The organism is Fontibacillus panacisegetis (assembly GCF_900102215.1).
Lineage (GTDB): Bacteria > Bacillota > Bacilli > Paenibacillales > Paenibacillaceae > Fontibacillus > Fontibacillus panacisegetis.
Window position 1 is genome coordinate 221,202 of sequence record NZ_FNBG01000001.1, and the last position, 25,851, is coordinate 247,052.

General features: G+C 44.1%; 28 protein-coding genes and 1 riboswitch. Of the genes, 3 read left to right on the top strand and 25 right to left on the bottom strand.

The window, feature by feature from the left end:
* The first annotated feature begins 37 nt into the window (after positions 1–37).
* Positions 38–943, top strand: coding sequence for a helix-turn-helix transcriptional regulator (locus tag BLS49_RS01005; RefSeq protein ID WP_091225958.1), 906 nt, complete (start codon positions 38–40; stop codon positions 941–943).
* On the opposite strand, the gene BLS49_RS01010 is transcribed toward BLS49_RS01005, so the two are convergent.
* The 14 genes from BLS49_RS01010 to BLS49_RS01070 all read right to left on the bottom strand — a co-directional run bounded on the left by BLS49_RS01010 (position 931) and on the right by BLS49_RS01070 (position 11,583).
* The gene (locus tag BLS49_RS01010; protein WP_091225959.1) at positions 931–2,001 is read right to left on the bottom strand and encodes a ThiF family adenylyltransferase; all 1,071 of its coding nucleotides are present in this window, start codon (positions 1,999–2,001) and stop codon (positions 931–933) included. The two genes, BLS49_RS01005 and BLS49_RS01010, sit on opposite strands and share 13 nt — an antisense overlap.
* A complete protein-coding gene (locus BLS49_RS01015) occupies positions 1,998–2,765 on the bottom strand; it encodes a thiazole synthase (RefSeq protein WP_091226432.1) in 768 nt (255 codons plus the stop codon). The genes BLS49_RS01010 and BLS49_RS01015 overlap by 4 nt, the downstream gene beginning before the upstream one ends.
* Positions 2,766–2,781: 16 nt before the next feature.
* Complete coding sequence (gene thiS, locus BLS49_RS01020) at positions 2,782–2,985, bottom strand: sulfur carrier protein ThiS (protein WP_091225961.1); 204 nt, start codon at positions 2,983–2,985, stop codon at positions 2,782–2,784.
* Positions 2,982–4,139 carry a glycine oxidase ThiO gene (gene thiO, locus BLS49_RS01025; RefSeq protein ID WP_091225962.1) on the bottom strand — a complete coding sequence of 386 codons (1,158 nt, stop codon included), beginning with the start codon at positions 4,137–4,139 and terminating at the stop codon, positions 2,982–2,984. Before thiO ends, thiS begins: the two co-directional genes overlap by 4 nt.
* Positions 4,140–4,143: 4 nt before the next feature.
* Positions 4,144–4,749 carry a thiamine phosphate synthase gene (locus BLS49_RS01030; protein ID WP_091225964.1) on the bottom strand — a complete coding sequence of 202 codons (606 nt, stop codon included), beginning with the start codon at positions 4,747–4,749 and terminating at the stop codon, positions 4,144–4,146.
* A gap of 109 nt (positions 4,750–4,858) precedes the next feature.
* Positions 4,859–4,959: riboswitch (TPP riboswitch) on the bottom strand.
* Positions 4,960–5,433: 474 nt separating this feature from the next.
* Positions 5,434–5,856, bottom strand: coding sequence for an arsenate reductase (thioredoxin) (gene arsC, locus BLS49_RS01035; RefSeq protein WP_091225966.1), 423 nt, complete (start codon positions 5,854–5,856; stop codon positions 5,434–5,436).
* Between the two features lie 18 nt (positions 5,857–5,874).
* Complete coding sequence (locus BLS49_RS01040) at positions 5,875–7,167, bottom strand: arsenic transporter (RefSeq protein WP_091225967.1); 1,293 nt, start codon at positions 7,165–7,167, stop codon at positions 5,875–5,877.
* A gap of 19 nt (positions 7,168–7,186) precedes the next feature.
* The gene (locus tag BLS49_RS01045) at positions 7,187–7,498 is read right to left on the bottom strand and encodes an ArsR/SmtB family transcription factor (protein WP_091226434.1); all 312 of its coding nucleotides are present in this window, start codon (positions 7,496–7,498) and stop codon (positions 7,187–7,189) included.
* Positions 7,499–7,674: 176 nt separating this feature from the next.
* Positions 7,675–8,463, bottom strand: a complete 789-nt coding sequence (locus BLS49_RS01050; protein WP_175471261.1) for a DUF4261 domain-containing protein — start codon at positions 8,461–8,463, stop codon at positions 7,675–7,677.
* Between the two features lie 16 nt (positions 8,464–8,479).
* The gene (locus BLS49_RS24675; protein WP_175471262.1) at positions 8,480–8,704 is read right to left on the bottom strand and encodes a hypothetical protein; all 225 of its coding nucleotides are present in this window, start codon (positions 8,702–8,704) and stop codon (positions 8,480–8,482) included.
* On the bottom strand, positions 8,704–9,459 hold the full coding sequence (locus tag BLS49_RS01055) for an SDR family NAD(P)-dependent oxidoreductase (protein ID WP_091225970.1): 756 nt from the start codon (positions 9,457–9,459) through the stop codon (positions 8,704–8,706). Before BLS49_RS01055 ends, BLS49_RS24675 begins: the two co-directional genes overlap by 1 nt.
* A gap of 17 nt (positions 9,460–9,476) precedes the next feature.
* Positions 9,477–10,358: a Rossmann-fold NAD(P)-binding domain-containing protein gene (locus BLS49_RS01060; protein ID WP_342707155.1), complete on the bottom strand. Its 882-nt coding sequence runs from the start codon at positions 10,356–10,358 to the stop codon at positions 9,477–9,479.
* A 12-nt stretch (positions 10,359–10,370) separates the two neighbouring features.
* A complete protein-coding gene (locus tag BLS49_RS01065; RefSeq protein ID WP_091225973.1) occupies positions 10,371–10,769 on the bottom strand; it encodes a hypothetical protein in 399 nt (132 codons plus the stop codon).
* A 13-nt stretch (positions 10,770–10,782) separates the two neighbouring features.
* Positions 10,783–11,583, bottom strand: a complete 801-nt coding sequence (locus BLS49_RS01070; protein WP_091225975.1) for a DUF817 domain-containing protein — start codon at positions 11,581–11,583, stop codon at positions 10,783–10,785.
* Positions 11,584–12,014: 431 nt separating this feature from the next.
* Between BLS49_RS01070 and BLS49_RS01075 the strand changes: the two genes are divergently transcribed.
* The gene (locus BLS49_RS01075; protein ID WP_091225977.1) at positions 12,015–12,776 is read left to right on the top strand and encodes a carbohydrate-binding protein; all 762 of its coding nucleotides are present in this window, start codon (positions 12,015–12,017) and stop codon (positions 12,774–12,776) included.
* A gap of 57 nt (positions 12,777–12,833) precedes the next feature.
* Here the strand turns inward: BLS49_RS01075 and BLS49_RS01080 are convergent, their stop codons facing one another.
* Together BLS49_RS01080 and BLS49_RS01085 are read right to left on the bottom strand one after the other, a co-directional pair.
* Positions 12,834–14,060, bottom strand: a complete 1,227-nt coding sequence (locus tag BLS49_RS01080) for an MFS transporter (protein ID WP_091225978.1) — start codon at positions 14,058–14,060, stop codon at positions 12,834–12,836.
* 66 nt (positions 14,061–14,126) lie between these two features.
* On the bottom strand, positions 14,127–14,969 hold the full coding sequence (locus BLS49_RS01085) for an aldo/keto reductase (protein WP_091225980.1): 843 nt from the start codon (positions 14,967–14,969) through the stop codon (positions 14,127–14,129).
* Positions 14,970–15,184: 215 nt separating this feature from the next.
* Between BLS49_RS01085 and BLS49_RS01090 the strand changes: the two genes are divergently transcribed.
* The gene (locus BLS49_RS01090) at positions 15,185–15,664 is read left to right on the top strand and encodes a hypothetical protein (RefSeq protein ID WP_091225982.1); all 480 of its coding nucleotides are present in this window, start codon (positions 15,185–15,187) and stop codon (positions 15,662–15,664) included.
* Between the two features lie 9 nt (positions 15,665–15,673).
* Here the strand turns inward: BLS49_RS01090 and BLS49_RS01095 are convergent, their stop codons facing one another.
* The 9 genes from BLS49_RS01095 to BLS49_RS01135 all read right to left on the bottom strand — a co-directional run bounded on the left by BLS49_RS01095 (position 15,674) and on the right by BLS49_RS01135 (position 25,776).
* A complete protein-coding gene (locus BLS49_RS01095; protein ID WP_175471263.1) occupies positions 15,674–16,675 on the bottom strand; it encodes a dihydrodipicolinate synthase family protein in 1,002 nt (333 codons plus the stop codon).
* Between the two features lie 38 nt (positions 16,676–16,713).
* Positions 16,714–18,003: a hypothetical protein gene (locus BLS49_RS01100; RefSeq protein ID WP_091225985.1), complete on the bottom strand. Its 1,290-nt coding sequence runs from the start codon at positions 18,001–18,003 to the stop codon at positions 16,714–16,716.
* Between the two features lie 54 nt (positions 18,004–18,057).
* Positions 18,058–19,227, bottom strand: a complete 1,170-nt coding sequence (locus tag BLS49_RS01105) for a M20 metallopeptidase family protein (RefSeq protein ID WP_245742224.1) — start codon at positions 19,225–19,227, stop codon at positions 18,058–18,060.
* Positions 19,228–19,243: 16 nt separating this feature from the next.
* Positions 19,244–20,578: a helix-turn-helix domain-containing protein gene (locus tag BLS49_RS01110; RefSeq protein ID WP_091225988.1), complete on the bottom strand. Its 1,335-nt coding sequence runs from the start codon at positions 20,576–20,578 to the stop codon at positions 19,244–19,246.
* Between the two features lie 16 nt (positions 20,579–20,594).
* The gene (locus BLS49_RS01115) at positions 20,595–21,449 is read right to left on the bottom strand and encodes a sugar phosphate isomerase/epimerase family protein (RefSeq protein WP_091225990.1); all 855 of its coding nucleotides are present in this window, start codon (positions 21,447–21,449) and stop codon (positions 20,595–20,597) included.
* Complete coding sequence (locus BLS49_RS01120) at positions 21,436–22,422, bottom strand: Gfo/Idh/MocA family protein (protein WP_245742225.1); 987 nt, start codon at positions 22,420–22,422, stop codon at positions 21,436–21,438. Before BLS49_RS01120 ends, BLS49_RS01115 begins: the two co-directional genes overlap by 14 nt.
* Before the next feature lie 26 nt (positions 22,423–22,448).
* Entirely contained in the window at positions 22,449–23,273 is an 825-nt protein-coding gene (locus BLS49_RS01125; RefSeq protein WP_091225993.1) for a carbohydrate ABC transporter permease, read from the bottom strand.
* A gap of 43 nt (positions 23,274–23,316) precedes the next feature.
* Positions 23,317–24,258, bottom strand: coding sequence for a carbohydrate ABC transporter permease (locus BLS49_RS01130; protein WP_091225995.1), 942 nt, complete (start codon positions 24,256–24,258; stop codon positions 23,317–23,319).
* 126 nt (positions 24,259–24,384) lie between these two features.
* Positions 24,385–25,776: an ABC transporter substrate-binding protein gene (locus tag BLS49_RS01135; RefSeq protein WP_175471264.1), complete on the bottom strand. Its 1,392-nt coding sequence runs from the start codon at positions 25,774–25,776 to the stop codon at positions 24,385–24,387.
* Positions 25,777–25,851 lie beyond the last annotated feature (75 nt).

Genomic DNA, 25,851 nt, shown 5'->3' on the forward strand with positions numbered 1-25,851 from the left:
TTTAACATAATCGGACATCAAGGAGCTGTTTTACAAAATGAGTATACTTTACCCTGACAAATTTTTTCCCCATTATCGATCCGAGGCCTGTTTATACTCTCCCCACACTCGTCATGTTAAGCAGGGTTGGGTTTGCGGTCGGCATGTACACCACACCATGCTGGAAATGCTGCTTGTTCTGGATGGCCACCAGACCACGATTCTCGGATCTACGGAATATGAGCAGCATGCAGGCGATCTCATCATTATCTCTCCTATGCAGGTGCATGATTTTCAAGTCCGTCACGCAGGAAGCTCCAGCTTTTTTACAATGCATATTTATCTTGAGGATTCCGAATTTTTGTATTGGGTCGGAGCTCACAATAAAGGCTTTTATACAAAAGATCATCCGCTAAACGTTAGACTTGCACCTTCCATGCGAAAGTTGATGGACATGCTCTTGCATACGAATACCCCCAAAATGTCGGTACTCCGAGAGCTCTACACGATACTGGGACATATGGAGGATTATTTCTCCTCAGAGTTAAAATCTGAAGAAGCATCCATGCAAATTGAGTTGCCTACATTGATCGCAAGAGAAATTCAAAAGATGGTATTACGTAAAGATGTAGAGGAGTCGCGTGAAAATGATGAATCTACAGGCGATTGGCTGGAGGATATTTCCCATCGGCTCGGCGTAAGCCGCAGACATTGTCATCGCATTTTCAGTCAAGCCTTTGGCATTCCGCCGCGTGAATATTTGATGATACTTAAGCAGCAGGAAGCCATGTACATGCTCGCAACCAGCAACGAGTCTATCGAACAAATCGCCTATCGCATCGGATACGAGAACGTGCAAAGCTTCAGCCGCCAATTCACGGCCTGGGCCGGTTGCACACCAAGCTTTTTCCGAAAAAACAACGTAGACCAATGCCATCATCTTACGCCGATTCATGTGGGGTAGTTACCAAGCAATTTATTATATAACTGCCTCGCCTGCTCAACATCAGCCGTTCCATGCACCAATGCCCTGCCATCATTGAATAAAACTACACGCAAGGTATTTATATTAGCACTTAACAAGAAGGAATTCGATGTTTCAATTGTAATTTCTTCTTGATTTTCAAAATACAGGACAAGCTCTTCAATAGAAAGAGTTATCGTTCGAGAAGGCCTAATGTGCACGGTATCACGGCCACACAGCGCTGCAGCTTTTTCGTTGCCAATGATCGGTGAACTTTGTAAAAAAGGATAAGTAGCCTCTGTGCCACATGATGTACATTGCTCATTTTTCATCGACTGGATATTGATGCGCGAAAATTGATTACTCCAGAGATCAAACGATATGAGCTTTCGGTGCAAGGCTTCTATGTTTCCGGTAAGGATTTTCAAAGCCTCGGCAGTCTGATTAGCTGCAACCATTTGTACAGCGGGACCAATAATGCCATCAATATCGCAGCTCTCTCCATCTCCGGGAACCAAATCCATCATACAGGACAGGCATGGCGTTTCCCCAGGCAAAATCGTGTAAGAAATCCCATAGCTGCCTACACAGGCCCCGTAGACCCACGGAATTCTGTTTTGTTGCACGACGTCGTTAATGATGAACCGTGTTTTGAAGTTATCACATGCGTCCACAATGATATCGACACCATCGATCAAGTTTGTTAACTCCTCGCTTCTCACGTCCCAAACCTTCGCCTCTATACAAACCTCCGAGTTAATTGCTTCAAGATGTTGTTTTGCTGCTATAGCTTTGGGCAATCTCTCCCGAACATCCTTTTCCGTATAAAGCTGCTGTCTTTGCAGATTGCTCCATTCAACATAATCCCGATCCACAATCGTCAATCGCCCAATCCCTGCCCGAACAAGCGATTCCGCACTTGCTGAGCCAAGTGCACCTGCTCCGATCACGAGTACATGACTCTTACGTAGTAATTTCTGACCATGACTACCAATAGGAGCAAAACGTTCCTGCCTGGAATAACGATCAGTACACGGTTCAAGCTGGTGGTTACTCATATTGTGATCATTCCGTCCATTGGACTACTCGATGTCGCATATTTTTTTGCCGGAATTCGTCCCGCTTCGAACCCTAATCGGCCTGCTTCGATAGCCAGTTTCATAGCCTGTGCCATTTGTATAGGAAGTTTAGCTCCCGAAACGGCTGTATTCAATAGGACACCGTCGGCGCCAAGCTCCATCGCATAAGCCGCATCGGATGGACTTCCGATCCCTGCATCCACAATAACAGGTACAGAAGCCTGCTCAATAATAAAGCTTAGATTTAGCGGATTAATAATTCCTTGACCCGATCCGATTGGTGAAGCGCCGGGCATTACAGCATGTACGCCAAGCTGCTGCAGACGCTTCGCCAGCAAGACATCATCAGAGATATAAGGCAATACAATAAAATCTTCCTCCAGCAGGATTTCACAAGCTTTTACCGTTTCAAGAGGATCAGGCAGCAGGGTTTTCGCATCACCGATGACCTCCACTTTAATCATGTCACATAAGCCAGATGCCTTCGCAAGGCGTGCTATTCTAACTGCTTCCTCCGCTGTCGCTGCACCGGCTGTATTGGGCAGTAGTGTATATTTTTCTAAATCCAGCATTTCAAGAAAATTAGGCTGATGAGGTTCAAAAATATTCATTCGACGCACAGCAAACGTTAATACCTCTGTTTCCGAAACTTCCACCGCTTCTTTTTGCACTTCAAAATTCGGAAATTTCCCTGTTCCCAACAGAAGCCTTGATTTAAAAGTATGCGGTCCAATGCTTAACATTTGATTTTCCATTACATTAACCCCCTCCTACAAAATGAACCAGCTCAATTTTTGCGCCATCCTGTAGCCTGAACTGTGAATATTGCGTTTTATCTACGATCTGCTCATCCACCTCAACCACAACGATTTTGTTCGACAAGCTAAAATGCTCAAGCATATTCTGTACGGTCACTTGAGGCTGAGCTATTTCTATCGATTGTCCATTGACGAGCAATTTCAAGGTATACTCACCCCCTCGATTTTGTTATGAGAATCATAGCGAACAACCGGGACTGCAAAAGGAGACAAATCATCCTCTATGCTCTTTCCCTCTATTAAATCTGCGATGATTACTCCTGTCGCAGGACTAAGCAAAATCCCGTTACGATAATGTCCTGTGGCGATAAACAGTCCGTCGATCTCTGGATGCTCGCCCATATAAGGAAGTCCTGTTGGTGTAATTGGGCGTATTCCGCTCCACGCAGAGATCCACTCTGACTCACGAATCGAGGGGACTAGCTGTTCAGCTGCATGAATGAGCGAGGAAATCCCCCCGAGCGTCACGCCTTTGTCGGTGATACGTGGCTTCACAGTAGCTCCAATAATGAGTTCACCATTTGCTTTGGGAACTAAATAGCAACCATCGGTATAGATCGTCCTTTGAATGGACGATTTTGTGAGCTTGACTGAGATACACTCACCTTTTACCGGACTAAGAGGCAAGTCATAACCCGCTAACCTTAGCAAACGAGGGGACCAAATACTTGAAGCGACAACTACCTTGTTGCATAAAATAACCTCATCCTGCACACGCACGCCAATAATTTGCCCATGTTCATAGAGGAGCTCCTCAACTTCTGTAAATTCAAAGAATTGAGCCCCTAACGATATCGCTCCCCTTGCATAAGCTTTTGTCAGCTGTGGAGCAACGACTTGGCTATCACTCTCAATGAAAAGTGCTCCTTTAATCGATGACGATAGGAATGGCTCTAGTTCTAATGCCTGCTCCGTTGATAGCCATTCTGCGGATAATCCAAGACGATGTTGCCGCTCGGCCTGCTCCCGATACCGCTGTATATCCTGATTGTTCTTAGCTATCCGAAGCAGACCGCGATCAACAAATCCGACATCCAATCCAGTTCTTTCTTTTATGCTTTGAACTACTTGAGGGAACATCGCCCTGCTTTTTCGAGCCAAGTCAAATAGAGGAGCCTCCTCAATAAACTCCCCTTGTGCCGCTAACATCCCTGCAGCTGCGCTAGATGCCTCAGATGCGATACTGTTCTTCTCCAACACTAGCGTCGATATGCCTCTTAACGATAATTCGTACGCAATGGAGGAGCCGATGACCCCGCCACCAATAACAATGACATCAGCCCTTTTTTTCTCTGGCATTGTATTACCTTCTTTCGTTTAGTTTTTCAGCCATTTGTTGAGCTGCTTTTACCGGATTTACAGCATGAAGTATACTGCTGATTACCGCGATTCCTTGTGCACCATAATCGAGCACCTCATCAATTTGATCTAGTCCGATGCCGCCTATGGCTATGACAGGAATAGGAACTGCTGCTATAACCTCATGCAATTGTCGCAAACCTCGTGGCTTTAATCCTCGCTTCGATTCACTGTCATATACATGACCAAAAAACAAATAATCAACACCTGCAGTGGCACATTCCCTGGCTTCCTCCACCGTATGTACTGACCTCCCGATGCGTAGTCCGTGTGACAAACGTACAAGCGGTTGTAACGGAATGCTGTGAGTTGCCAGATGAACACTACCGATTCCGCATGCCCATGCGATATCCAGGCGATCATTTACAGTGATTTTTTCAGGCGGTATCCCATTCGATAGCAGCTGCTGAACCCCATTCCAAATCTCTATAGCTGTCCTTTGTCTCTCGCGAATATGGATCGCAGTCACAAAGGGATGAATCCTCGCGGCGATTTCCGCAAATTGGGTTAACGGCATAATCCCGTCAGAGATGACATGCAGCTCGTACATCCACAACCTCCTTCCAATGGAACAACCTATTTAACACAAAAAAACCACCTTCCCGCAGGAAAGTGGCTTATTACACTTCACTTCAATAGCTTATGTACAGCAAAAAATGAAGGCATTCGCAACACTTCCCTACGCTGGTATGATCCAGATCAGGTTCGAAGGGTCCGGAATTCACCGTCTCAGCCATTCAAGGCTCCCCTAGTGCAGATTTTGTATTAAATTAAATACAATATAGCATAAAGATTTCCAATATTATAGTCTTAAAGAAGATCTTCATGAGATTTACTGCTTAACTCTAAACGAAATTCGTATAAAATTCTTGCAAAAGTGCATGCATTTCATGGTGACAGCGCCGTTCTGAGTGAAATCCCTGCAAAAATGCAGGCTTTTCACTCAATTCATTCCCATATTGCACGACCAGCCTTGAAAAAACTGCACTTTTGCATCAATTCTATATGGAAGTGAAATTTCGCCTCCAAAAGATGTATTTTTGCAGCAATTTCGTTGACGCACTCACATTAGTCTTTGCTGGATGCATCATAGCAGGATTAGCGATAACCACTTGCGCATGCATCACAAAGTATTAACGGAAGTCCTCTATCATCCACTTGATCTCAGCTTTGAAGCAAGGCACATTACTCACCATTACTCTACCGTTCCGCACTATTGCACACTTTTATTGAACTACTCCCCTGTATCCACAAAACGCTCAATCCGGTCTCTAATCGCATCACGCACCTGACGAAACTCATCCATAATCTCTTCATCAGTACCTTTAGCTTGAGCTGGATCATCAAAACCCCAGTGCCATCGAGTTGCTGATGGATTGTTCACGACCGGACAATGCTCGTCCGCATGCCCACATAAGGTAATAATGTAGTCGGCGCGCTTCAAAATATCGGAATCAATAATCTCCGAGTGATTTTTACTAATATCGATCCCGATTTCCTGCATCACCTGAACGGCTCTTGGATTAAGACCATGTGCTTCCAAGCCCGCACTCAGCACCTCAAATCGTTCTCCACCAATTGTAGTCAAGAGCCCGTCCGCCATTTGACTCCGACATGAATTACCTGTACACAGAAAATAAACCGTCTTCCTTTTCATGGATAAATCCCCCTCTTTTTACGATACAATCAGCAGCCATAAATATAGTCCAGTTAAGGTAATAAACAGCGTTGGCACGGTCAGCAGAATCCCTGTTTTAAAATAGCGCCCCCATGTAATTTTGATGCCTTTTCTTGATAAAACATGAAGCCACAGCAGCGTTGCTAGCGAACCGATTGGCGTTATTTTCGGACCCAAGTCCGAGCCAATGACGTTAGCATAGATCAGAGCTTCACGCACCAATCCCTCGGTTTGTGTACTATGAATCGCCAGCGCATCGATCATCACTGTAGGCAAATTGTTCATAACGGACGACAGAATAGCCGCAAGAAATCCCATTCCTATCGTAGCCGCATACACACCATGATCAGAGAACCACTGAATGATCGCACCAAGTGAATCCGTCAAGCCGACATTTCGAAGACCATACACTACCACGTACATACCTATTGAAAAAACAACGATCGACCAAGGAGCTTCCTTAATCACTCTTCGAGTTTCTATCGCCGGATTACTTCGAGTGAATACGATAAATATTAAGGCCACTACACCAGCAGCAATCGATACAGGAACCTTAATAAATTCAGCGGATAGATAGGCGATGAGGAGAAGCCCAAGAATGATCCATGAAAGCCGGAATAAACGAGGGTCCTTGATGGCATCCTCCGGTTTTTTTAGCTGTTCCATTTGATAGCTTTGCGGAATTTGCTTGCGATAAAACAAATACAACACGAGCAAGCTCGCTCCCAGAGAGACAAAGTTCGGAACGATCATTTTCACAGCATAGTCCAGAAAAGTAATCCCAAAAAAGTCCGCTGACACGATGTTCACCAAATTGCTAACAACGAGCGGTAAAGACGTAGTATCCGCTATAAATCCACTCGCCATAATGAATGGAAGCACCATACGTTCATCAAATTTCAAGGCGCGAACCATAGCTAATACGATCGGAGTTAATATGAGCGCTCCCCCATCATTAGCAAACAACGCAGATACCAGAGCTCCCAGCAAAATAACATACACAAACATCAGCCTGCCGTTACCCCGGGCCAGAGAAGCCATATGCAGCGCAGCCCATTCAAAAAAGCCGATCTCGTCCAGCAATAAAGAAATAATGATAATGGCAACAAAAGCAAATGTGGCGTTCCATACGATTTTGGTCACATCAGCCACATCCGTAAAACTAACTACTCCGGTTAATAGAGCGAGAGCAGCACCGCCCATTGCTGACCATCCAATCCCAAGTCCCTTTGGCTGCCAAATCACAAAAAATAAAGTAAGTAAAAAAATAGCTATCGCAGCATAAACCAAAACTTCATTCGCCTCTTCCTTAATTGCAGCAATCGTTCGATGTGCATTTTTTCTTCATATTTTCTAAAATATTGTCAGGTAGCGTAACTTCACTCATTACAGCCTGAACATATGACTGGTTATCCACGCTTAGTGAATAATAAGCCCATTGCCCCCTTCTTGATTCCTGAACAAGCCCGGCGTCCTTTAACTTGCGCAGATGTTGACTGATGTTTGGTTGAGTCGTTTGCAAAATATCTACCAGATCGCAAACACAACGTTCTCCATCTTTTAATAGTGTCAAAATAGTAAGTCGTGTCCGATCAGCAAGAAGCTTCAGTATAGTAATCATTTCATCCAATAAAGATGCCTCCTTTCTCTCTCAGTAACTAGCAGATAGGATCATAGATCATTATATAAGTGATAGATTATATAATCAATGGATTATATAAAGAAAATCGCGCCACTCGGAATACCTCCTTCCGAATGCACGCGATTTATGAATGATTCTTAATCTTATGTAAAATATTAAAACTCAATTTTAATACTGTCCCCCTGCACAGATACTCCTTTGGAACGTGTCATTGGCAGCTTTTGTTCCGCTGTAAAACCAATAGTCTGCCCATCCTGCAAAATGACATTGTAACCAATGACATAACTAATAATCGAAATCATAAATCCAAATACTTCGCTAAGATCATTTTCAGAATTCAGGATTTCTATCTCGTCTTTGCCAAATTTATTCAAGCCTACTGTATAAGCGCAAGCCTTCTGCTCCTGCGTATACAGCCCGATAAACACCCATTGCTGTACAGGAAAATCCTGTTCCTTAAGCGCCTCTGAACCTCTAATATAGTTGCTCGCGCTAACGACTAGAGGAGCGGAATAATAAGCAATGGCATGATCCCATTTTAATAAGCTTGCCGTCACTTGAGTAAACAGCACATGTGCTGCTAGCGGATCTGCAGCATTCATAACGGTTACGATAACATGGGCCTGCTGTTCAGACACCACCTGCTCAGCTTCAGGCCAAATCAGGTTGTATTTGCAGCAATCCTCTACTTCACGCTCCGGAATTGGCATAGGCATATATGCACATGCCACCATCATTCCGTCAACCTGAAACACTAGATTTTCTTCTTCAGACCCTTCCGTAATTTCCAAGCCCCAATCGCTTGCCATCGTTGCAATAAACAATTTCCAATCATACTGCGGCCGATTCAGAAGGACAAATCCTAACACCGGCTCAGTACGCTCCTCCGCGGCAACTGGAGCTTCAGCTTCTTTTTTTCTTCTCAATTTATCAAACAAGCCCACAAACATTCTCCTTTTCTTATATAGGAAAGAGCTCTCGCATCTTCTCGATCTCTTTCCTGCATTCTTTGCAAAGCCCCTTAACCCCTCCATACTCATCTGCATAAAAGGCAATAAGCTTAAATTTACCGCAGCGTGAGCATTTTTGGCTCTTGATATCCCTAACGTTGCTATTTTTACTGAAGCCAGTAGCTTTCTTTTTCCAAAACGCCAGCTTAATCACCTGTTCCCACCACTTTTGCATTATTCCTCATAGATCATTTTCCGCGTCATCCCGCCGTCAACAACCAGGTGAGTTCCCGTCACGAAGTCATTATTCGGATGAGTCAAGTACAGACATGCACGAGCAATATCCTCTGGTGTTCCAACCCGCCCAGCTGGATGCTGCTGATGATCGATGTCACGTAAAGCACCGTAATCCCCCGTCTCAATCCAACCCGGACTAATGCAGTTCACGCGAATCCCTTCCTCACCTAAGGTAATAGCCAGAGCATGACTGAGAGCGACAATAGCCCCTTTTGATGCTGAATACGCCTCTGTATTAGGCTCAGACATCATGGAACGAGTAGATGCTATATTCACAACGGCTCCGCCATGGTCATTTAGTCTCATGAATTTAGCAGCCTCTTTAGAAGCTAAGAAGCAGCCCCGTACATTCGTATTCAGCACATCATCCCAATCATCTACAGTTAATTCAAAAAGCGACTTAAATCGAGATACCCCAGCATTATTAATCAAAATATCAATTTTGCCGAATTCACGTTCAGCCTGAGCTATCAGCTTCTTGATATCCTCTTCCTTACGAACATCACACGGTACGTTAATCGCTTGACCTCCAGTTTGAACAATCTCTTGAACGGTCAACTGTCCAGCCTCCTCAGAGATATCAGCCACAACTACCGCAGCACCTTCTCTTGCATAAGCCGTTGCTACACCTTTGCCAATTCCTTGACCCGCACCAGTAACAATTACAGTCAATCCCTCAAAAGCTAAGCTCATTCTGTCTCCTCCTTAACTTATCCTTCTGCGATTTGTGAAATCAAATGTGGGAGCCAATCACTTAACGTTGTGAAATTGTAGCCTGCTGCTTGAGCTTTTGCTGTATCCATTATCCAGGACGTAGGCACTCCAAAAGGTGATTCATCCTCCTGTTTAGAGTTTTCGGCCACGATGGCCTTCTTGCCAACGATAGATTCTATCATTTCTAATAGCCCACCTAACGCTATACTTCCATTTGAGCAGGCGTTTATCGGACCAGTAAGTGATGTGCCGCCAAGCCATAGCAAAAAATCAGCTGCCTCTTCCGAAGTAATATAAGACATTTCAGCCTCAAGATTTGATATGCCAATTGGCGTTCCTTGCATTACTCGCTCCACATGAAAATGGAGCCTGCGTGTATAGTCATCAGGACCAAGAACTATAGGTATTCGTATCGCACTTACCGGGAAATTAGCCTTCTGAAAAAAAGCTGCCTCAGCTTGTCTTTTACCTTCGCCATAACTAAAATCGCTTCTTCCTCCCCTTTTCAGATCATACACATATGGATCAAAATCCGATTCCACCAGAGGAGATTTCCCAAAGTCATATACACTTAGCGTAGATGTCAGAATGTATTTTCCAACATAACCATCAAACGCTGTAGTTGCTGCCAGCGCCTCATCCGGCGAATAACAAATATTGTCAAATACGAGATCCCAATATCCCGATCGAGCAGCCTCTACTAATGACGACTCTTCGTTACGATCCATGATTAAATGGTCTACCGGGCCATCAAATTCTGCTTTAGTTAAGCCGCGCGTAGCCACAGTCACTTGATGATTACCATTCTTAAGAAGCTGATTCACCAATCTTTTGCCAAAATACCTTGTACCCCCCAGTATCAGAACCTTTCCCATCATTTCACCTCATTTTTATTTGCTGCTAAACAGACTTTTCATAAATGTTAACCCGCATAACATGGAGAAGAAAAAGAATCCCTCATGATGTATCAGCTTTAGGTACATCATATAGTAGGGTAGTTCAAGATATAGAGCTATAACCGGATAGATCATCAGTATAAAGCTCGGTAAAAATATGAAAAAGAAAAGAGGTCTAAAAAACTTTCGACGAATCGGCAATCCATTTAATAAACTCAAGTAAATTCCTATGACAAATGCATAAAGAATGTTCCCCAGTAAACTGTATTCAACCTTAAATAGCTCATCTTTCTTTTGCACCATCATTGTCAAGAACATATTTCCATAATAAAGCAGTATAAGAGCACCTAATATCCATAACAAATAATACACATAACCTTTGGATTTATTCATCTTATCAACTCTCCTATGAATCCATTTTGGGGTTAGACTCCAGCTTGCGGGTATTGTCCATTCCCTTTTTGACATGCTTTAACTGAGCAACTATGATGACGCTGATCACGACAAGCAGAAACCATGAGCTGATTTTCCCAATATGGACAATACGCCACACATGCTCCTGATCGGGGTAGCTCCACGCTCCAAGGAAGGTTGATATATTTTCCGCGACCCATATAAAAAATCCGATCAACAAAAAAGATAAAATTAAGGGCAGCCAATAAGTTCTCTCGTGCAGCTTAAAGTACACTTTGGTCCGAAAAAATATCACTGCGAGCAAGGCTGTCAATATCCAGCGATAGTCTCCGATAAAATGATGCGTGAAAAAATTGCCATAAATCGCAGCGCAAATCAGAATTGTCCAAATCGATCGTGGCCAACCCGTAATTTGCAGATCAAGTCTCCGCCAAGCCTGACAAATATAACTCGCTACACTCGCATACATAAAACCGCTATACAAAGGAACGCCAAATATCTTGCTCCATCCCTCCCCAGGGTACGACCATGAACCCATATGTACCTTAAACAATTCCAGCGCCAGTCCGATTAGATGAAAAAGACAAATTACCTTGAGCTCATCCAGCGTCTCCAGAAAAGCAACCATTCCAATCTGAGCTAGCAGACATATGATTAGTATCAGATCATATCTCGGCAATCCTGGAACTTCTACTAGCTTGGTCAATCCTAACGTTCCAAATATGATGACCGGAAAAATGCAGCACAACGCCTGCATATAACCGAATCGAAACAACTGGCGTACAAATACCATAGTCCCTCCTGATATTATCTTGTTAACACAAGCTCAATTCACTTTCTTAAATCCGGTTAGCAAAATAGAGCAGCCCTCATCACTCACTGCTCATTTATATACTTACACAATTTATTGACTATTTTTCCACGAATTTCTCACGAGCTAATTATATCACGATCACGAATGAATAAATACCAGCCAGACTTATATCCCATGAATTAATGCCTAATTGTTCATTTTTTTATTACCTTATACTCATTTACATATTTTGACTAATTATATATATTGTACATGTAAATATTTTCATAGTTTTCATGTAACTTTCATTATGTTTCAAAAAAGGAGGTGTGGGCAGGCGCGAATGTTACTATTTGATCAACATCATTGCTTCATAGTCATAAGGGAGAAACATACTGTTGGAGTAAATTATAAAGAAAGAGGAGATTACTATGATAAAAATGAGAAGAATACTAACCTTATTCATGTTGTCTGCAATCATCTCTATAGTTTCATTTATCGGTTCAGCCTCTGCATCAGGAAATGAGGTAAAACTAATTGATTCTCAAATTGTTAGGGATAGATTCAGTTTTTACTCCTTTACAGGTAATATTGAAGTTGCGAACCTTGGATATGCAAAATCTGTAACTGTTCATTACACTACCGACGATGTTACGTGGTATGACATAGATGCTCAGTATGTCGCTCCAACAAGCTCAACACATGAAAAATGGAATTTCTCCATTTATACTAGCTCCTTAACAACTAATCATCCAGAATTAAAAAATCTTAACTTTGTTAAATTTGCAATTAAGTACACTGTAAACGGCAACACATATTGGGATAACAACAACTCACTTAATTACTACAATGAGCCTAATACTGTTTTTCCAAACTCCGCTATTTTAGGTAATGTAGATGTGATAAAAGCATATGACTTTTTATACACCGATACGTTTAGTGGTGCTGTCTATGTCAAAAATATTAACCCGACTAAAACTGTAAAAATTGTTTATACAACTGACAATTGGGCAACTACACATGAAGGATATGCAACCTACGTCAATAGTTCAAACAATTTTAATACTGTAGAATTATGGACTTACAGCTTTAATGTACCAGGAGCAACTGAAGTGAAATATGCCATTGCTTACTCCTCTGCCGGTTCAACCTATTGGGATAACAATTATGGAAGCAACTATACAGTTCACTAATCAACTTATGGAGTGGTCCCTTTTAGGGACTGCTCCTTTAATGTGCTGTGGTTGAGTTCAATTTCTTAATGCTTCATCTTTAGGTAAAAATACAGTTAGCAAGCCAATCAGAGGCAAATATGAGCAAATTTGCATGATAGCCGCAATACCAGCCTGATCAGCAAAATTACCGAGAACCGCCGACCCAAGTCCACCTAATCCGAAGGATAGCCCGAAAAACAACCCTGATACAAGTCCAACTTTGCCAGGCAACAATTCCTGAGCATAGACAACAATGATGGCGAAAGAGGATGACATAATGAACCCCGCCAGAATAACAAGCACAACAGACCAGAACATATTGGCATAGGGTAACAGCAACGAGAAAGGTGCTGCGCCCAATATGGACAGCCAAATGATGTTTTTGCGTCCGTACTTATCCGCGGCTGGTCCGCCAAAAAAAGTTCCTACTGCAGCTGCTGCTAAAAAAGCAAATACGTACCATTGCGCCGTATCCTTTGCTACCCCATAATGATCCATCAGGAAAAACGTGTAAAAACTTGAAATGCTAATGGAATACACGTTTTTCGAGAACAGCAGTAATACAAGTACTGTAATAGCTAGTCCCACTTTACGTTTGCTTAGCCCTGAATTTACGCCTGCTTCACTAGACACAGGTTTAGCTGCAGGGCGCTTCGGACGGGGTCGCAAATCCTGTGATCCGTACCATTTTGCAACATAAAATTGAATCAGGATCGCGATGATCGCCGCAATAGCAAACCAGACGACGCTATGCTGACCTAACGGAATAAAAATAAGCGCCGACATAAGCGGTCCCAAGGACGTACCAATGTTACCACCTACCTGAAAAATTGACTGAGCTAATCCTCTTCGATCTCCTGCTGCCAAATACGCTACACGAGAAGATTCCGGATGGAAAACCGCAGAGCCTAAACCGATCGATGTTACAGCCACTAAAATGAAGGCGTAAAATGGCGCATACGCAAGCATTACGATCCCGATCAAAGTAAAGCACACCCCAAGCGGCAAAATATAAGGCCTGGGTCGTACATCCGAATATATACCAACTAGCGGTTGAAATACCGAAGCCGTGATATTCATAGCAAACGATATCCAGCCAATCTGGCCATACGTCAAGCTCAACGATTCACGCAGCACGGGAAACAACGCAGGAATAGCGGATTGCATCGTATCGTTCAGCATGTGTACGATGCTGATCGCGAACAGGATCGGGTATACCGTAAGTGCTGTTGATACAGGCTTGATCGTAGCTGATTGGCTCATTTACATCCTCTCCAAACTCTCTATCTAAATTGCTTCGTGATCAAAAGCTGATTTTTTGAGCTTCCTCTAAAAATTGAAGTTGTCAGGGTCTGAACCAAAGCGTTTGTTCTGATTCAAAGCACCAATCTCTTGCATATCTTCCCCGCTCAATTCAAAGTCGAAAATGTCAGCATTTTCGATAATTCTGGATTCAGTTACAGACTTCGGAATGGTTACTACACCCATTTGCAAATCCCAACGCAAAATAACCTGTGCTGGTGTTTTACCGTATTTTTCCCCAATAGGCTTAATAATATCATGATCTACAAATCTTCCTTGGCCAAGCGGAGCCCATGCTTCAAGCTGAATGCCCTTGGTCTGGCAATATTTCAACACTTCCGGTTGAGCGAGCTGCGGGTGGAATTCCACCTGATTGACCGTAGGAACGACTTCGGCATCTTCGAGCAAATCCTCCAAATGATGAACCTGGAAGTTACTTACGCCGATCGCACGAACCTTGCCTTCCTTATACACTTTTTCAAGTGCGCGCCACGTTTCTTTATATTTACCTTTTACAGGCCAGTGAACCAAAAACAAATCAATATAATCCAGATCCAGCTTTTTCAAACTGTTCTCAAAAGCTTGCAGCGTTGTTTCATAGCCCTGCTCACTATTCCACACCTTGGAAGTAACAAATAACTGCTCTCTAGTCAAGCCATTCTCTTCCATCGCTTCTCTGACCGCTTGTCCTACGCCTTCTTCGTTGCCATATACTGCTGCAGTATCGATACTGCGGTATCCGGCGCGAATCGCGGCCTTAACCGCATCAATCACTTCACTACCTTCCTTTGCTTTGTATACGCCAAGTCCAAACCAGGGCATATTTACTCCGTTGTTTAATGTGACTGTATCTTGCAAATTGTTAGGCATTGAATGATATCCTCCTTGTGATGGGTTAACTTCCACGATTTCTATTATGAACCACAAATCTGATTTTTCCAAGAATTACGACATTTTAATATTAATTTAACTTACCGGAAAGAAATATTTTGGATGCAAGAGCAAATTCTATATTTTTTTTCACGGAGATATTTTTAAACATATTATAAATTGGTATAACAATGTATGATCAGGAGGCTGTGAAAATGAATGTGAGAAAAACAACTATCATAGCAATGCTATCCGTTCTGACTATTACTCTCGCAACACTTCTAGTAATTAGTCTTGCCAAATTAAATCAAAAACCGATTGAGTATAGTTTTGATATTGAAACTGGAGATTTCAGTATTAAAGATATCAATCTGGTTGCATTTAACGGCCAACTTTACCTTGCTCCTAATTATTATTTAGAACTCGGAGGAACTTATCAACAATTTGATGGGATTCTTATTACCGGTACGATTCACGGGAAAAGAATTCTGGATACTGGAATTGGAGGCGATCCATTTCATCGACGTGAAACTCACCTGACGGAATATATCGGAGAAGGAACTTTATTTCATGATACTGTTGTCACAGAGGACACTATCTTAAAAGTGCAAATTACTTATACTGTTGATTCAGTTAAAAAGGACTACTCTGAAGATATTAAATTAGCGGAGAAAATAAAGCCCTTCAGTAAGTAAGAACTTGAGTTAATATAACCGGCACTTATGAATGGTACTATACAGTTGATCAATCACATCTTCACTCAATACATATCCGACAATGTCGTTAGCCGCCTCCCTGGGGATAACCCCCGCACATACCAGGCTCCATAACATCCTTAAAATATATTGATCCATCGGCTCTGTAAATGTCACTTCAGCATAACTATCAATTCGGGAAGACAGTTCCATGAACAACTCGTATTTTTTTTCTTGATATGAAGTAATTAAATCGCCTTGAATATTCGGATAAGCAGCACCTAACCCCATTAAAGTACTTGTTGCACCGCGCATAAGTGAGTACCCAAACATCCGATCCTCTCCGGAAATAAGTAGACGGTCAGGGTACTCCCTGGTAACAAGTGAAGATACACGCTGCAGCGTCATCACACGGTCTAGTGTAGCCATTTTTATTCCTGCCGTAGAAGGAAGTGACAACAGCTGATGTAGTACCTCATCGGAATAATCCATCCCCCCGCCTTGTTCATACAAATAAAATAAAATAAGCGGAATTCCCAGCCGGGACAATTCACGATGGTAATCGACAATGCTTCTGTCCCTCTCGTTATGCGGGAGCTCTTTGTAAATTACAGGGGGAAATACAAGCAGGGCATCCCCACCCAATTCCACGGCATGCTCGGCCATACGAAATGCATCTCTCTTCCATTGCTTCAACTGCTCAGCAAAAGGAAGTGATCCGGTAAACCGCGCACCTGCACCTGCAACGATCACCTTATCCTGACCTAGTGCAGACCTCCATGACATCAACACCTCTTGACGCTCGGTCGCGTTTAAATATAACCCCCTCCCCGTATGAGACCACACGGCAACGCCTGAAATCTGCATTTTACTTAAATAATCGGCATATGCAAGCTGAGCATCGTGGTGAATGCTCCCATCACTATATCTTGGAACAGGTACAGCAGGAACCATGCCCCCACTTATTTTTTGTCTAATCCTCAATACTTTGTCCATCATTGATTTCGACATCGAATCCCTTCTCCCACGAACAATATTATTACAAAATGCTATTTCTGAAAGAAACGTCTTCCCTGATGTCGATACCATCTGGCAATGTCCTGAAACGTAGTAATCCCTTCACCGTTTACAATTTCCTCAGCGTGTCGCAAATGCAGCATCCAAGCAACTAGACCGGTCTCCGGATGAAAATATAAATCATGAAGTCCACGCTCCGTTTTTGAGCCCCTTCTCATACTGTAGGCACTAAGCGGCTTTTGGAACATGGTGTGCATCTGCATGCTTTCTACGCCTCGCAAAGCGTATTCCAATGCCATTTTTCCGCTATGAATGTTCCCCGTACCAGATAAAATCGGGACAGTATAAGCAAGCTCTCCTTCAATCTCCTGACGTCGAAGCTCATGTAAAATACGTAAATTTCGTATGCTGAGGTCTGGTCCACCGTAGGCTGCACCGATCCTCCCGGCGAAGCTTCGTCCATGATCATACAGTCGATTAGCATACACAATATAATCCGGTCGCTGTCGTACACCTGACATTAAAGTATGAAGAGCGTCAATCTGAAACTCGTCATTAAAGATCGTGTTCATCACTTTGATTCCCACTCGAAGGTCATGAGCTGGCAGCGCTGATCTCATACAGGGAACTACCTCACCAAGCCAGCGCAGTATCGTATTCTGCTGCCGTGCACGATCTGATCCGGCCAGAGTCGGACTGAAATCCTTCTCCAATTGCAGCGGATCTTCCATTCCAGAAGCCTTCCAGGCTTCATTAAAACGCCTTATCGTATAGCCATACTCGTCCATATGAAAATGGGATTCCTCGGGTCCTGGCAAGTGAAATTTACAAGAGGGAACAATGACTGTCCTGGAACTTTTGCCAAGCTGTAACGCTTCTGACAGGAATGTTATGTACTCTTCAAGTGAGCCATACCAGCCTCGTCCCTGCCAGGTCACATTCCAGCCGACTTCGCCTGTTTCCTTGCCGATAATTTGGCTAATCATCATCTGTGTTTCCTTGATCGCCCACTCTTCCATCGAACGCTGCCCATAACCGTTTTCAGCGATTACCGTTTTAAGTACTACGAAACCTAAACCAGCGTTGACATCGGCCTTTACCTGATGCAGATTTAACGATAATTGGCCCGACGCCTTGCCGAACGGATTCGTGATTTTACGAGGACCGTAGCGTGAGGAGACATCAAGGCCGTAGGATTCAAGCAAATACGATTCTATTTCAGAAGGAAGTCCATCACGAAATCGCTCGTAATCATGGACAATTCGACTGCACTCCAACCTGGACACAACAGGCGTGATGGGCAGGATCAGGCTGCAATTCATCTTTGTCCCCCTATCACGAATTTGATACTCTAAGCCCTTACAACAAAATTGTATTCAACAGTTCTGTTTTCTTTCCTGATAATTCGAAACAAAGTTTGCTAAAAATACCGCACCTAATCCAAGCGCCTTCTCATCAATGGTCATTTGTGGATGATGCAGAGGATATTTCCCACTTACCTTTCCCCCAGCTCCTACTAATAAAAAGACTCCGGGTATTTGTTCCATGTAGTAAGCCATATCCTCACTGGTCATCTGGGAGTGTGGAAGATGCTGAATAGCTGTCTTACCGTATAATGACGACAATGTCTCCTCTGCTAAGTCAATGAGATGAGCATCGTTAACTGTAGGAGGATAGCCGAATTCGTATTTCACCTCAGCCTTTGCATTCATCCCTGAAGAGACCATCTCAGCCAGCCCTGTCACGCGGCGTTTCATTCTCTCCCGCGTACCCTGATCAATAGCGCGGACCGTGCCGCGCATTTCCACCGTATCCGCGATAATGTTAGGCAAGCTTCCGCCGTGAATCGAGCCCATGCTGAGCACAACGGGCTCAGACGGATCGCTTTCACGGCTGACGAGCACCTGCAGCGCTGTGAGCAGTTGGGCAGCGGCGATGATCGCATCGACGCCCTGATGTGGGGCAGCGCCATGCCCGGCTCTGCCTTGGACCGTGATGTCCACATGATCCATGCTTGCCATCACGGTCCCGCTTTTTGCACCGAAGACGCCAGTTGGAAGGTCGGGCCATAAATGAAGGCCGACGATCCCGTCTACGCGCGGCGATTCCAGCACCTCGGCATCGATCATATGCCGGGCACCACCCAGCATTTCCTCGGCCGGCTGAAAAATAAACTTAACGGAACCGCTTAATTGTGCCTTTGCATCCGTAAGCATTCGAGCTGCGCCTAGAACCATTGCCATATGGCCATCATGTCCGCAGGCATGCATTACTCCCTCATGAAGTGAAGCATACGGGAGACCTGTCAACTCCTGCAATGGCAAGGCATCCATGTCCGCACGAACAGCGATGCAAGGCCCTGGACGGCCGCTATCCAATAATGCAACTACCCCCGTCCCCGCTATGCCAGATCGAACATGAAGACCAAGCTTGCGTAAATAGTCTGCTACATAAAGTGATGTGAGATGTTCATTAAAGCCTAACTCAGGATACTGGTGGAGGTGACGACGGATCGATACGATTTCTTCTTCTAGTGAATCGCTCATCGGGAGAAAGCTTCCTCTATTCATAAGTAACTCCTTCCAGATTCAAGGTGTAAATCTGTCTGGGCCGTCCCCGTCCTGCAGGCTGTTCTTCTCCAACGATGCGCGCCATTTCGTATTTTTCAAGCACAGCCATAATTCTTCGTGCGCTGCGAAGTGTAATCCCGAAGCCTTCCGCTAGCTGAGAAGCAGTTAATGTTGAAGTTCCGAGTCGACGGCAGAGTGAGATGAGCTTATTAATTGTTCCAACGCTTAATCCAATCTTTTTGGCAAGTGAGAGCAGCTCGGGATTTTCACTCCGTGCCGAATATTCAAGCGTCAGCTCAGAGCCCATCGGTCCATAAACGATGCCGTCCTGCATAATCAAATAACAATTTCCACCGCCACCTGATTTGGCCTTCAAAAGAGCCTCTCTGGCTTTTCCCTCTGCTTCATTGGCTGTTCGGCCTATCCCGATTCCGATGCTTGCATTCCATTGCAAACGCTCCATAATTTCAAGTAAAAGCGGAGCATCCTGAAATTTGTGGGTAACCTGCTCAATAATGCCGCGAGTCGTAATGAAGGACACCTCGTCCGAATCGCTCCATTTAATCAGAGACTGGGTCTCCTCGCCGAAGTCGATCACAATTTGCTGCAAAATGATCTTTTTACGTTGAATCTCGTATTCAGAGGCGGCTTCCTTTGCTACCTTCGTAAAATTGTCAACATTCATAATGCCTACTGCAATTTGTGTGCTGCTATAGCGCAGACTTTTGCCTTCAAGCAGGGCCCGATTCAGACAATCTCTCATTGAGGACCTCGTTGGCACTACACGAAACACGGGTACATCAAGTTGCTGAAGACTCTTGTACACGGAAGTCACACAGGTCACAGTAGCGTCGACACAGCCTTTTCGCCATAGATCATAATGGAAACGAACCAATTCCTCGTTACCCATTCCAGTTTCATAGGTTTTGACATACATTTCGCCAAACGGTAATCCAATTTCCTGTAAAGGCTCCTCTACCTCCTTGCACTGCAATACATCAACGCTGATCCGAAGGGTATCGTTAAAGAGCTTGATTTCCTGACGGTAATAGTCGAATAACACTTTATACAGCGCAGTCCCGGAATAATGTACATGAACCATCGGTTTATCCGGTGCAGCCAACAGAGCAATTTGATACGGTATTGGTCCCGTGAACAATAAAATGTCTGCATGATCCATCACCCTGGCGACTACTTCAAGCGTATCCCTTTCATGAACATAAGGCGCCGCAAACATGGACAAATCTGCATAGTATGAACCGATCTCTAGCACCGACTCTACCAAATCCTGTGGACCGATGACCGCTACTCTCATGTTCGCCATCATGTCGCCACCCCCAGCGCTATTTACTATTTTCGAAATCATATTTTTTTATATAATCCTGTACTTCCAGAAGTGATTTCCTAGTATTCGTGACAGCATCATCCCCAAAGTATTCAAAAGAGATCATCCCTACATATCCTAGCTCCAGCAGCTTGTTTAATATTGCGTTGTGATTCGCATCTCCTTGCAATACTGGAACTGGTACGCTTTGGCCCCAGTCCTGATGATTCCACCTGTAATCCTTGAAGTGAACATGATGTATCTTGGTGTAAAACTGCTCCAGCACAGGAATCGGCTCCAAAGAATCTACAAACAGGTTAAATCCGTCAAAAATCAATTCAAGACCAGTTGCTTTGATATCTCTGAACATCGCAGTCAGGCTGTCTGATGTGTCAGCAAATGTATTGTTATGAATTTCTACCGCAAGCTTCACATCATAGCTGTTACACAGGTCAAGCGCTTTATCTAGACGATGGATGCTCTGCTCCCATTCACTGGCGAGAATAACCTGTGAGGAAGTATGACCTAAAAAAGTGCGGATTCTTGGACACTCCAGTGCTCTACACCATTGTGCGGCAATGACAATTTGATTCAGTTCCTCTTTATAATCCCCGTCTCTGGATAAATACGTATAACCACTGATTGCGGGAACCTCAAGCAGATAGCTTGATAGCTGGCTTTTCAGCTCAATTAGATGGTGACCGCGGCTCAAATATTCCTCGATATGCCCGCTCCAGATTTCTATACCCTGAAGCCCGCAATCACTAGCGATTTCCAGAACCTGTTCTAAGGAATGCTGTTTTAATCCAGTAGAGCACATGCTGTAACGAATCTTGGAATCCTGTCCGATGCCATCGTCTTTACTTAGGCTCAACAGAAATCTCTACCCCCTTTTCATCAGAGTGATAGACGGCCTCCAGCGCTGCAATAACTGATCTGGCGTACACCCCGGAGCTATCCGGATCTTGATCACACTGTATAGCACGAAGCAAATCTTTAAACTGCAAAACAAACGGGTCCTCTTTAACAATAGGCTTAACCTGCTCATATTGCCCGCCTTTGCTGACCCACAAGCCTTTTGCCGATATCAGCTTGGCCATTCCATTGCTAAATATGAGCTCTGTCTCATCCTTGGCAACTCCTTCATAACCCGACTGAATGATGACCGCCGTTACGTTGCTTGTGGTTTGCAGAAAAATACAGCCGCTGCCCTCAACATCTCCTATTCGACCTTCATAGGTTAGACTGGCTTTCACACTCTTCACTCTACTGCCGGTCAGCCACTGTATTTTGTCAATGGAATGAGCGCCAAGATTCATCAGAATACCGCCTCCAGCCTTATCCTTATCAAAAAACCATGAGGGTCGACTGTCTCCGTAATAAAATAGATGACGTGTATCATGAATCGCGATCAGCTTGCCAAGCTTACCGCTCCGGATCAATTCTTTTGCTTGCAAATTAGCTGGCCAATAATGCTGGGTATGTCCGACCATCAGATTGACGCGAGAGGAAGCAACAGCTTCCAGAATCGCATTGCACTCCGATACATTCAGGGCCATCGGCTTCTCCAGAAGCAAATGGCAGCCTTGCTCCGCACACCATACAGCGCAAGCTTCATGCAAGTGATGCGGGAGCGCAATGATCACGATATCAGGCCGTTCCTTGATTACCATCTCTTTATAATCAGGATAGTGGGTGATTCCATACTCGCTCGCAACCTGGCGACCTTTGAGTTCATCTGTGTCTGCCACCGCTGATGCGGTCAGCTCCTGAAGCTGGCCTAACGCATCCAAGTGATTTCTAGCGATAATTCCTGCTCCAATTAGGGCAGCTCGATAAGTAGCCACTCCATCCTTCCCCCTGTCCATTGATTTTACTTAATCCCCGCTGAGTTGCTTCCTTGAACAAAATATTTCTCCGCAAACAGGAAGACAAGCAGGATTGGAACTAAGCTCATTAACGCGGCGGCAACCATGTACTGCTCGTTACCGGACCATTGCCCAGCCATTGAGAGAATACCGATCGGAAGTGTAAAATTCTCCTTCGAGGTCACGAATATCGCTGGCGCCAAAATCTCGTTCCACTTGGACATAAACGTGAACACAGCAAGAGTGGCAAAGGTAGGCTTGCTCATCGGCAAAAAGATTCGCCAGTATATTTGCATAGGATTGCATCCATCAAGCTTGGCAGATTCCTCATAATCACGTGGAATTCCGAGAAACGCCTGCCTCATTAGAAATATGCCAAATGGCTGGGCGAGCCATTCAATAATCCATAAAGGGGTGAGTGTATCGAGCATATGCATATATTTAAAAATGACAAATTGTGGAATGATCAGAACGACAGGAGGGATCATCATCGTGCCTAGCACAACAAGAAATAATGTGGTTTTAAAAGGAAATTGCAATCTTGCGAATGCATAACCGACCATAGAACAAGATATTAATGCACCAACTACCGACAGAACAGTTACGATGCCACTATTCAGAGTATATTGTCCAAAAGGCCCCAATTTCCACACTTCGGCATAGTTGCTCCACTGAATAGGATCTGGAAACCACTTGGGTGGAACTTGTGTATATTGAACATATGACTTTAAAGAATTGAACAGCGTTGTAAGAAATGGGATCGTCATCACAAGCGAGCTGATTATGATGACCACATATCCTGCGATTTTACGAAGCGAGTTCAGTTTCATGTCGCGGTCTCCCCTCTCTTGAATGCGGCACACCCCAGCTTCATCATTCGTAATGCACCCATTTCTTCTGAAGAGTCATTTGAATTACCGTCAAAATGAACAGAATGACAAACAGCACCCAGGCAATCGCAGATGCATAACCCATACGAAGAAATGAGAAGCCTTCCTGATACAAATAAATCATCAGCACAAGACTTGCCTTGTTCGGACCACCTGCGGACGAAGCATCCATAGCTCCTCCGGTCATGACATAGATTTGTTCAAAAGCCTGAAAAGTAGAAATGGTGCTTAGAATTAACACGAGAAAAGTAGTTCCCGAAATGAGCGGTACAGTGATATTCCGGAATTTTCGAAATGTCCCTGCTCCATCAATTTCAGCGGCTTCGTATACCTCGGAGGGAACATTTTGTAGACCAGCAAGGAAAATCACCATAATGTAGCCGATTCCTTTCCAGACCGCAATCAAGACAAGAAGAGGTATGACGAGGTGTTCATCCTGCAGCCATTTTTGCGGATCAAGTCCCAGCTTGACCAGTAGCGAATTTGCGAACCCGAAACGAGGATTGAAGATGGCGTCAGCCACGTACATAATAACTGTCCATGAAGAAATTACGGGTAGGAAATGCGACAATCTGAATATTTTCAATCCCTTTAGTCTCTGATTCAGAGCAACAGCCAGGATCAGTGACAGAATAGTCTGCAGCGGCACAAATAATATCGTGAAATACAAAGTATTTTTTAATGCCTTCCAAAATACAGGCTCATTAAACAGCTTGGTGTAATTGTCTAATCCAGTCCACTTAGGCGGATTCAGAATATCGTAATTCGAAAAACTGAAATAAAGAGATGCCAGCAAAGAACCAAGTACAAAAACAATAAAATGTACGAGGTAGGGAGTTACCATGATGAGCCCCCACTTGCCGTCACTATTTAACCTTTTTTTCCGTGCTTTCTTATTACTTGTAGTTCCCGTAGTCTCAACCATACGTATCACACTTTCTGTTAGTGTTATAAGTTCATTACTTCCGGGAAGTCTGTCATTGTTGAATTCATTGGTTTTGGAGCGCAGGACTCTGAACAGATCAGAACCCTGCCTCCATCAGATATTATTTTATTTCTTATAAAATTCATCGAGTACCTTCTGAACATCCGTATCAGCTTGCTTCAATGCGTCATCTACCGTGATCTCTCCTTCAAATGCCCGATTGATGCTGTCGCCGAATTTGCCTACCCATTCACTCCACACCGCGTTCACGTCCAGTGTTCCTGCAAACTCAAAGCTGTCCAGAAACGCCTTCTTATTAGCAGGTGCGCCGCTTAAAAATTGTTCAGAATTCGCAACGGATTTTTTCACTGGAACCGCTTCACCGAGTGCTGCCCATTCCTGCTGCACTTCATCAACGGTGGCCCAATACTTCACCCATTCCCAAGCTGCATCACCTTTGGCTCCAGTTGCATTTTTGTTGATCACCCAAGAGTTCGCAATAACCGGCGAGAAGCGTTTACCGCTTGGTCCTTTTGGCAGCAGTGTTACATCGTAATTCAACCCTGCTGCATTAGCATCAATCGTCCGGACATAGATCCCGATTCTCATCGCTGCTGCTTTACTAGGGAATGGCGCCATGTTGGACGGGAAACTCTTCAGATCGGATGGCGTTGGCAGCAACTCCCGCTGCATCCCGTCTACGATCCAATCCATTGCCTGCTTATTCTCAGGTGTATTTATAACTGACTTCTTAAGCGTTCCATCAAGCACTCCACCGCCGTACGATTTCAGCACTGTCATCCAGCCTTCAGTAATGCTGAAAAATGTTAATCCATACTGGCTGATTTTTTTCTTGTCAAACGCAGGATCGATAGCATATTTTCCAGTGGAATCCTTCGTTAATTTTTCTGCCGCCGCTTTTAGATCGTCCCAGGTCCAATTTTCGTTCGGATAATCGACCTTGGCTTCATCAAACAGATCTTTGTTATAGTAGAGGACTGCGATTTGAATCCCTTGTGGTACGCCCCAATATTTCCCGTTCGCGTCTTTATTGAACTCCAACCCATAATAATCATCCTTGTTCAAGTCTTTCTCGATCAGCTCCGTCAAATCTTTTAGCACGCCGCGCTCGGCATATTTCGGTACTAACACCCCGTCGGACAGCCATAAATCAGGTGCGCTTTCAGCAGCGATTTCCGTATCCAGCTTCTGGAAAAATTGATTGTATGGGGAGGATTCTGTCTTGATCATAATGTTAGGATGGGATTCCTGAAATTTATTGATCAGCTCAAGCATTTTGGCATCGGTAGTGGCGGATGAATAGTACCCCAGCTTGAGTTCAACCTTCTCTTCAGTTTTTGGTTCATCTTTCTTCTCTGAATTTTGTCCTACCTTTTGTCCAGGCTGTTCATTACCTTTTGAATTTCCGTTGTTGGTTGAACAAGCCGCTAATACAAACGTCGATACCATAACCAAACCAAGCAATAAAGTACCCCAGGTTTTAATCTGACGCTTCATTAGATGTCCCCCTAATCATTGAATTGTCCACCTGTATTCAGATTGCTCTTATTCATCACGTATAGGTATTTTTGG

Excerpts from the sequence above, each read along its gene's own strand:
- BLS49_RS01005 (WP_091225958.1), top strand. The coding sequence starts at position 38 with ATGAGTATACTTTACCCTGACAAATTTTTTCCCCATTATCGATCCGAG.
- BLS49_RS01010 (WP_091225959.1), bottom strand. The coding sequence starts at position 2,001 with ATGAGTAACCACCAGCTTGAACCGTGTACTGATCGTTATTCCAGGCAG.
- BLS49_RS01015 (WP_091226432.1), bottom strand. The coding sequence starts at position 2,765 with ATGTTAAGCATTGGACCGCATACTTTTAAATCAAGGCTTCTGTTGGGA.
- thiO (WP_091225962.1), bottom strand. The coding sequence starts at position 4,139 with ATGCCAGAGAAAAAAAGGGCTGATGTCATTGTTATTGGTGGCGGGGTC.
- BLS49_RS01030 (WP_091225964.1), bottom strand. The coding sequence starts at position 4,749 with ATGTACGAGCTGCATGTCATCTCTGACGGGATTATGCCGTTAACCCAA.
- arsC (WP_091225966.1), bottom strand. The coding sequence starts at position 5,856 with ATGAAAAGGAAGACGGTTTATTTTCTGTGTACAGGTAATTCATGTCGG.
- BLS49_RS01045 (WP_091226434.1), bottom strand. The coding sequence starts at position 7,498 with ATGATTACTATACTGAAGCTTCTTGCTGATCGGACACGACTTACTATT.
- BLS49_RS24675 (WP_175471262.1), bottom strand. The coding sequence starts at position 8,704 with ATGCAAAAGTGGTGGGAACAGGTGATTAAGCTGGCGTTTTGGAAAAAG.
- BLS49_RS01055 (WP_091225970.1), bottom strand. The coding sequence starts at position 9,459 with ATGAGCTTAGCTTTTGAGGGATTGACTGTAATTGTTACTGGTGCGGGT.
- BLS49_RS01060 (WP_342707155.1), bottom strand. The coding sequence starts at position 10,358 with ATGATGGGAAAGGTTCTGATACTGGGGGGTACAAGGTATTTTGGCAAA.
- BLS49_RS01065 (WP_091225973.1), bottom strand. The coding sequence starts at position 10,769 with ATGAATAAATCCAAAGGTTATGTGTATTATTTGTTATGGATATTAGGT.
- BLS49_RS01070 (WP_091225975.1), bottom strand. The coding sequence starts at position 11,583 with ATGGTATTTGTACGCCAGTTGTTTCGATTCGGTTATATGCAGGCGTTG.
- BLS49_RS01075 (WP_091225977.1), top strand. The coding sequence starts at position 12,015 with ATGATAAAAATGAGAAGAATACTAACCTTATTCATGTTGTCTGCAATC.
- BLS49_RS01080 (WP_091225978.1), bottom strand. The coding sequence starts at position 14,060 with ATGAGCCAATCAGCTACGATCAAGCCTGTATCAACAGCACTTACGGTA.
- BLS49_RS01085 (WP_091225980.1), bottom strand. The coding sequence starts at position 14,969 with ATGCCTAACAATTTGCAAGATACAGTCACATTAAACAACGGAGTAAAT.
- BLS49_RS01090 (WP_091225982.1), top strand. The coding sequence starts at position 15,185 with ATGAATGTGAGAAAAACAACTATCATAGCAATGCTATCCGTTCTGACT.
- BLS49_RS01095 (WP_175471263.1), bottom strand. The coding sequence starts at position 16,675 with ATGTCGAAATCAATGATGGACAAAGTATTGAGGATTAGACAAAAAATA.
- BLS49_RS01100 (WP_091225985.1), bottom strand. The coding sequence starts at position 18,003 with ATGAATTGCAGCCTGATCCTGCCCATCACGCCTGTTGTGTCCAGGTTG.
- BLS49_RS01105 (WP_245742224.1), bottom strand. The coding sequence starts at position 19,227 with ATGAGCGATTCACTAGAAGAAGAAATCGTATCGATCCGTCGTCACCTC.
- BLS49_RS01110 (WP_091225988.1), bottom strand. The coding sequence starts at position 20,578 with ATGATGGCGAACATGAGAGTAGCGGTCATCGGTCCACAGGATTTGGTA.
- BLS49_RS01125 (WP_091225993.1), bottom strand. The coding sequence starts at position 23,273 with ATGAAACTGAACTCGCTTCGTAAAATCGCAGGATATGTGGTCATCATA.
- BLS49_RS01130 (WP_091225995.1), bottom strand. The coding sequence starts at position 24,258 with ATGGTTGAGACTACGGGAACTACAAGTAATAAGAAAGCACGGAAAAAA.
- BLS49_RS01135 (WP_175471264.1), bottom strand. The coding sequence starts at position 25,776 with ATGAAGCGTCAGATTAAAACCTGGGGTACTTTATTGCTTGGTTTGGTT.